Origin of the sequence: Pectobacterium sp. HCp5_1 (assembly GCF_032905925.1) — a bacterium.
Classification (GTDB): Bacteria; Pseudomonadota; Gammaproteobacteria; order Enterobacterales; family Enterobacteriaceae; genus Pectobacterium; species Pectobacterium brasiliense_A.
Window position 1 is genome coordinate 1 of sequence record NZ_JAUMIO010000063.1, and the last position, 6,534, is coordinate 6,534.

Below are 6,534 nucleotides of genomic sequence, written 5' to 3' on the forward strand. Positions count from 1 at the left end.
CCTCCCATGACGGCAATCATCGTCAACACGATATAAATCGCCGACTTCCACGTATAACGCGACATCTCGCGGCGCATCTCATTGATCATCGCCTTCGCCGTACCGGCGGCCTGATTCAACGCCTCTGTCGCCGGTTTCTGTTGTGCAAGACCTGTCTGCTTCAGCTCTTTCTCAACCTGAGTTAACGCGGCATTAACGGACTGCCTGACAGTGTCAGTCATATTGCCAGACGCGCTGTCCAGCTCACGAATAACCTTACTCAGTATTTCACTCTGCCGCTGTAACTGCGAGGAAGCTGCGTGAAATTCCTCAGTTAGAGAGGTAACACGCTTTTCCAGCGCCTGATGATGCCCGATAAGGGCGGCGATTTGTTTAATTTCGTCACTCATGCAAAATCCTGTCTATCGTGAAAATGACCAGCCTTTATCCGGCTTCTGTCGTTTTTGTTCGGCGAGTCGCTGCCGTTCTTTCTCCTGCTGACGCTGTTTTTCCGCCAGATGCTCGCGTTCTCTCTGTCGTTCCATTTCCTGATGTATCCCCTGAAACTCCGCCATTGCATCGTTAACAAGGGACTGAAGGTCGATTTCTTCCTGTATGTCCCTCAGCGCATCACTGACCAGTTCGTTCAACGCCTCCGGCTCTTTCTCAAAATCAAACGTTCTGCCGGAATGGGCTTCCTGCTCAGGCTCTGGCTTCGACGATTGTTTTGGCGTCACATTATCCCGCTCGCTGAGGGCTTCCCGTAACGAGGTAGTCACGTCAATGACGCTGTCACGCTCATCACGGGACTGCTGCACCTGCCTTTCAGCCTCCCTGCGCTCAAGAATGGCTTGTAGCTGCTCAGTATCAAATCGCTGAACCTGACCCGCACCAAGATGCCGCTCCGGCTCACGCTCAATGCCCTGCGCCTTCAGGGAGCGGGCATCAACACGGTCAGCGTGCTGATACCGTTCAAGGTGCTTATTCTGTAGGTCAGCCCAGCGTTCCCGTTGGGCGACAAGGTGCTCTTTACGTTCGGTCGGCGTTTCCCCGAAACGTGCCTTTTTCGCGCCACCGCGCTCAGGTTCTTTGGTGTTAGCCCGTTTGAAATACTGCTGCGGGTCACGGTGAATGCCGTCATTCATACGCTCTGAGAACATGATATGCGCGTGCGGCTGCTCGCCCCCGGCTATCGCTGCTTTCGGGTTATGAATGGCGAACTGATACGCATGGCGGTCGCCGATTTCCTGCCGGACAAAATCGCGGACAAGCTCAAGGCGTTGCTCGGGTTTTAACTCGCGAGGCAGGGCTATCTCTATTTCACGGTAGGTGCAGCCGTTAGCACGTTCAGACGTGTCTGCGGCTTTCCAGAACTCGGACGGTTTATGCACTGCCCACTCAGGCATATTACCGGACTCTTTGTGCTCAAGGTCGGAGTCTTTTTCACGGGCATACTTTCCCTCACGCGCAATATAATCGGCATGGGGGGAGGCACTGCCTTTCCCGCCGGTTTTTACGCTGAGATGATAGGATGCCATCGTGTTTTATCCCGCTGAAGGCGCGCACCGTTTCTGAACGAAGTGAAGAAACGTCTAAGTGCGCCATGATAAATAAAAAGAGTTATCATGGATTGTAGTTGAATTTGACCTCCGCTGCCATCAATGAGCATAATTCCCCCGTTAAAACTCAGAGGGTAAACGGGCATGAATAAAAGCGAAAAACAGGAACAATGGGCAGCAGAAAGAGTGCAGTATATTCGCGGATTAAAGTCGCCGAATGAACAGCAGAAACTCATGCTGATACTGACGGATAAAGCAGATAAAACAGCGCAGGATATCAAAACGCTGTCCCTGCTGATGAAGGCTGAACAGGCAGCAGAGAAAGCGCAGGAAGCCAGAGCGAAAGTCATGAACCTGATACAGGCAGAAAAGCGAGCCGAAGCCAGAGCCGCCCGTAAAGCCCGTGACCATGCTCTGTACCAGTCTGCCGGATTGCTCATCCTGGCGGGTCTGGTTGACAGTAAGACGGGTAAGCCTGTTGATGATACCGCCGCCCTGTTGGGGGCATTAGCCAGTCTGAATGACCTGTCACGGGATAATCCGAAGTGGTCAGACTGGAAAATCAGAGGGCAGGAACTGCTGAACAGCAAAAAGTCAGACAGCACCACATAGCAGACCAGCCATAAAACGCCCTGAGAAGCCCGTGAAGGGCTTTTCTTGTTTCATGGGTAATTTCCTCACATGAGTCCATGAAAAGCGCCTGTATCGCCATTTACCCCCATTCCCTGCCAAAGCCGTGAGCGAAGCGAACTGAATTTTACGGAAAGAACAGCGATTCAGGTGCTGGATGGTCGGAGACAAAAGAAATGTTCAGCGGGTTGCCCGAGCCTGCGAGGGTGCTATCTCAGTTTTTGGTGTTAAACGTGGTTTTGAAGAGGAGCAAACAGCGTTTGCGACATCCTTTTATCATATCGCTCAACTGACTCAGGCGTTCAGTTATCCACAAGGCTGGGATCTATTCTTTTTTATCTTTTTTATTCTTTTTTTATTCTAAGGTTTTTAAGTCATTGTTTTATAGATAAAAAAAACGTGAAAGGTTAAGGGATTTTCGTCTTTGGTTAAGGGATTTTCGTCTTTTGGTGGGGAAAGGTTAAGGGATTTTCTGATTATCAACAGCGCATCCATAATAGTTATGTTTTTTTTATTGATCTAACCTTTCCACTAGGTTAGATTTCCGTATTGAATCTAACCTATGGTGTGTCATGTCAGAGCTTATTGTTTATAAAGCAAACGAATTAGCAGTAAGTCGCTATGACCTTACTGAACAGGAAACCAAGCTGATATTGTATTGTATTGGTTGCATCAACCCGTCTTTGTCTGGAATGACGATTCAAGAGAGGACTGTTGAGTTTGGTTATCAAGAATATGCAAAGTATATGGGTATATCTAATGACTTAGCCTATAAAAACCTTATTAATTCAACCAGAGATCTGATGAATAGGTCTATTGAATTGATCTATCCCGTTGGTGACATAGAAAGAAGGATATTCAATTGGGCTGGGCTAGTTGAATTTAACCGTAAAACACAAAAAGTTAAGTTAGTGTTCAATGAACACTTACCACCTTTGCTGTACCAACTAAAACAATTCATAAAATATAACTTAGAGCATGTTAAGTCATTTAAAAACAAATACTCTATGCGCGTATATGAATGGTTACTAAAGGAATTAACTCAAAGAAAAACAAACAAGGCAAACGTAAAAATATCTATTGATGATTTCAAATTTATGTTGATGCTTGAAAATAACTATCATGAGTACAAGTTACTAAATCACTGGGTTCTAAAACCTATAGCGAAGGATCTTAATACTTACAGCAACATGAATATTTCTATTGAAAAATACGGTAGACCGGCAGATTCGCTTGTTTTCCAATGCGAACTTGAAAAACCAATAGATCTTGTAACGGAATTGGCTAAAGAGCAATCAGGCAACAAAATACCAAATACCATCACACCAGAAACCCATATACATAACGGGCTAAGAAAAACACTACATGAGGCACTCACTGCAAAAATTCAGCTAACCAGTTTCGAAGCTAAATTTTTGAGTGACATGCAAAGCAAATACGACCTGAATGGCTCCTTCTCGTGGCTTACTTCAAAGCAGCAGGCGACGCTAGAGAAAATTTTAGCCAAGTACGGACGACTCTGAGGCATCTATGGCGCTGGTATCTGTAACGGAAGCAGCCAGGTTGACTGGCAAAAACAGAGCAACAATACATCGCTACATCAAGCAAGGTAAACTGTCGCAATCTACAGATGCAACAGGTTCAAAAAAAGTAGAAACATCAGAGCTATTGCGCGTTTTCGGCACCATATCAGCATCACCTGCAACAGTGTTGCAGCGTGACGTAATACAGCACGATGCAACAGTGGAAAATGAGTTACCTGTCGCAGCCCTGCAACAAAAAATCGCCCTGTTAGAACAACTGCTGGAGAGCAAGGAAAAAGAAATACAACGTCAGGATGACCATATTGACAGCCTGAAACAGGCAATGCTGCTTATAGAGTCCAAGCTGCCAGCCACACCAGAACCTGCCACGCAGTCGGTGGTGAAAAAATCATGGCAATTCTGGAAGAAATAGCGGTTTCAGCCAGTAAACAGGCTAAAACCAACCCCACGATTCTGATAACAAACTGGCAACATAAAAACAGCCCATTTTCGGGGCAGAAAACCCGCGATTTTGGACGTTCCGGCGGGTTCTGGTGATGAGTACCTGGTCAGTGGTGCGCGCAAGTGATGTTATGGTAAAAAAATACTGGACCTTTGATCGAGGAATAGGTATCCTCCCTATATATCGTCACAAGGTGAAAAATGAACAAGTTAAACATGCTAAAGCGAAATAAATTTGAACCCATATGTTTTAATGAGAAAGGTAAAATGAAGTATTTAAGTTTTTTTAGTGGTGCTTTAGGGTTAGATCTAGGACTCGAGTCAATGGGTTTTGTCCCATTACTATACTGCGAGATGGATAAATCTTGCAGAGAAACCATTAAAACAAACAGACCGGACGTTCCATTAATTGATGACATCAGAAAATACAAAGCAATTGATATAGTTGAAAAAATAAAAAACAAAAAACATGATGATATAGATTTAATTGTTGGCGGCCCACCATGCCAAGCATTTTCTACAGCAGGCGCAAGGAGATCTTTTGAGGATGATAGAGGTAACGTTTTTCTGCATTTTTTAGAGATCTGCATGGAATTAAATCCCAAATTCATCGTTATAGAAAATGTAAGGGGGCTATTATCCGCAAGCTACAACCCATCTAATAAAGAAGACGAGAAAGGAAAAAAAGGCACAGCACTTGATCACATTTTGAACTATTTAGAAAGTAATGGGTATGGTGTTTCATTCAACTTATATAATGCTGCAAATTATGGCGTTCCTCAGATTAGAGAAAGAGTTGTTATTATTGCTAGTCGCGATGGTAAAAAACTACCTTATCTTTCACCAACACATTCGCAAGATGATAGTTTTGGCTTGCCAAAATGGAATACATTAATTAGCGCTATATCTGATATACCTAAAGAAAGAAACGAGCTTTGCGCAAAATTTCCTGAAAATAGATTGAGATACTATAAGATACTAAAAAGCGGTGAAAACTGGAGAAATTTACCAGAAGAATTACAAAAAGAGGCTCTTGGTAAATCATATTATCTTGGTGGAGGCAAAACTGGTTTTTTGCGTAGGCTTGATTGGAATAAACCAAGTCCAACATTAGTAACAAGCCCAACAATGCCAGCTACCGACTTAGCCCATCCAGATGACGACAGACCATTAAGTGTTGCAGAGTATGCCAGGATACAACAATTCCCTGATGATTGGATATTTGCCGGATCATTAGTTAATAAATACAAACAAATTGGAAATGCAGTTCCTTGTGGTTTAGGTCAAGCAATTGCAAAAACAATAATTAACTATGAAAAAAACACAAACAAAAAACCACCAGAGAATTTCAAGTTTTCACGATACAAGTACACTACTGAACTTGACTGGAAAAAAGCTTTCCGTGATTGATTATCATTGTATTGAGCCTGATGAAACTAGATTCTCTATATAATCTAAAAAATCATCCTCGCTCAATAACTCAACAAATCTAGTCTCAGGGAAGTTATCCCAGTTGGTATTTGTATCTCTTTTTCGCGATGGTTTAGAGAATGTTCTAAACCATTTTTTTATTGGTGTTCCTTTTCTTATAGCCGAAGATGAAGAGTTTTCAGTATTATCTCTATTTTTAATTTGAAGAGCATGCCAAATGCCTTCTTCATCTTTTTTTATGAAGTCAACAGCTTTAACAAAATCACCTGAGCACCATACCCATCCATGAGGCTCTAATTTTTCCGCAAGATATCTTTCCAATAAATAACCAACTAAATTTTCAGCTGACATAGAATATTGGTGTTCTACTTTTATTCTTTCCAACTCTTCATCATTATAACCATGAGATGCTTTCAGTATCATACTTACAGCTTCATCTGGTATTGTTGACGGTTTAACCAAGCCAACATGTTTTTCTCTATCACCAACAAACATTTCATACAAAATCTCACGGCCATCCGGAGTATATATATCTATATTTTTCCTTCTTCCAGATAAGGAATCTGGGTTGTCGACCAAAAAGTCAATAATCACATCAAACTTAGATTTCATTTAAACCTCATTTAAACACAAGTTATTTTATTACATAAAACCGATCACCATTTTTATTGGTGTATTCACTTCCAATTATCTGTACACATGGCTTATCATCGCAAGTACTGATATTTGCCCGTGGAGCTTTCTGCTTCCAGATAGATTCCATACGCTGCATCTCCGCAATACGTGCGTAACCGCTATCGATAAAATAATACATGCCCCAGAGGCAACCTCCCATGACGGCAATCATCGTCAACACGATATAAATCGCCGACTTCCACGTATAACGCGACATCTCGCGGCGCATCTCATTGATCATCGCCTTCGCCGTACCGGCGGCCTGATTCAACGCC

Annotated in this window: 8 protein-coding genes and 1 pseudogene; 5 read left to right on the forward strand and 4 right to left on the reverse strand. The window is 43.2% G+C overall.

Annotation, left to right across the window (positions count from 1 at the left end):
• Together Q3A88_RS21395 and mobA are read right to left on the reverse strand one after the other, a co-directional pair.
• Positions 1–389 (reverse strand): mobilization protein MobX (locus Q3A88_RS21395; protein WP_317178618.1); only part of this gene is annotated, 389 nt, incomplete at its 3' end.
• A gap of 12 nt (positions 390–401) precedes the next feature.
• Entirely contained in the window at positions 402–1,517 is a 1,116-nt protein-coding gene (mobA, locus tag Q3A88_RS21400; RefSeq protein WP_317178619.1) for a mobilization protein MobA, read from the reverse strand.
• A 165-nt stretch (positions 1,518–1,682) separates the two neighbouring features.
• Here mobA and traD point away from each other — a divergent pair, with 165 nt between their 5' ends.
• From traD to Q3A88_RS21425, 5 genes are all read left to right on the forward strand, one after another.
• On the forward strand, positions 1,683–2,150 hold the full coding sequence (gene traD, locus Q3A88_RS21405) for a conjugal transfer protein TraD (RefSeq protein WP_016946647.1): 468 nt from the start codon (positions 1,683–1,685) through the stop codon (positions 2,148–2,150).
• Positions 2,151–2,325: 175 nt separating this feature from the next.
• Positions 2,326–2,532: a hypothetical protein gene (locus Q3A88_RS21410; RefSeq protein ID WP_182321303.1), complete on the forward strand. Its 207-nt coding sequence runs from the start codon at positions 2,326–2,328 to the stop codon at positions 2,530–2,532.
• Between the two features lie 208 nt (positions 2,533–2,740).
• A complete protein-coding gene (locus Q3A88_RS21415; protein WP_182321302.1) occupies positions 2,741–3,691 on the forward strand; it encodes a replication initiation protein in 951 nt (316 codons plus the stop codon).
• Between the two features lie 7 nt (positions 3,692–3,698).
• A complete protein-coding gene (locus Q3A88_RS21420; RefSeq protein WP_182321301.1) occupies positions 3,699–4,124 on the forward strand; it encodes a DNA-binding protein in 426 nt (141 codons plus the stop codon).
• Positions 4,125–4,354: 230 nt separating this feature from the next.
• Positions 4,355–5,563 carry a DNA cytosine methyltransferase gene (locus tag Q3A88_RS21425; RefSeq protein WP_317178620.1) on the forward strand — a complete coding sequence of 403 codons (1,209 nt, stop codon included), beginning with the start codon at positions 4,355–4,357 and terminating at the stop codon, positions 5,561–5,563.
• 3 nt (positions 5,564–5,566) lie between these two features.
• Here the strand turns inward: Q3A88_RS21425 and Q3A88_RS21430 are convergent, their stop codons facing one another.
• Together Q3A88_RS21430 and Q3A88_RS21435 are read right to left on the reverse strand one after the other, a co-directional pair.
• Positions 5,567–6,196 (reverse strand): SinI family restriction endonuclease, encoded by a 630-nt coding sequence (locus tag Q3A88_RS21430; protein WP_317178621.1) that lies wholly within the window; start codon positions 6,194–6,196, stop codon positions 5,567–5,569.
• Between the two features lie 22 nt (positions 6,197–6,218).
• Positions 6,219–6,534 (reverse strand): annotated as a pseudogene (locus Q3A88_RS21435) (tRNA modification GTPase); the annotation flags it as partial.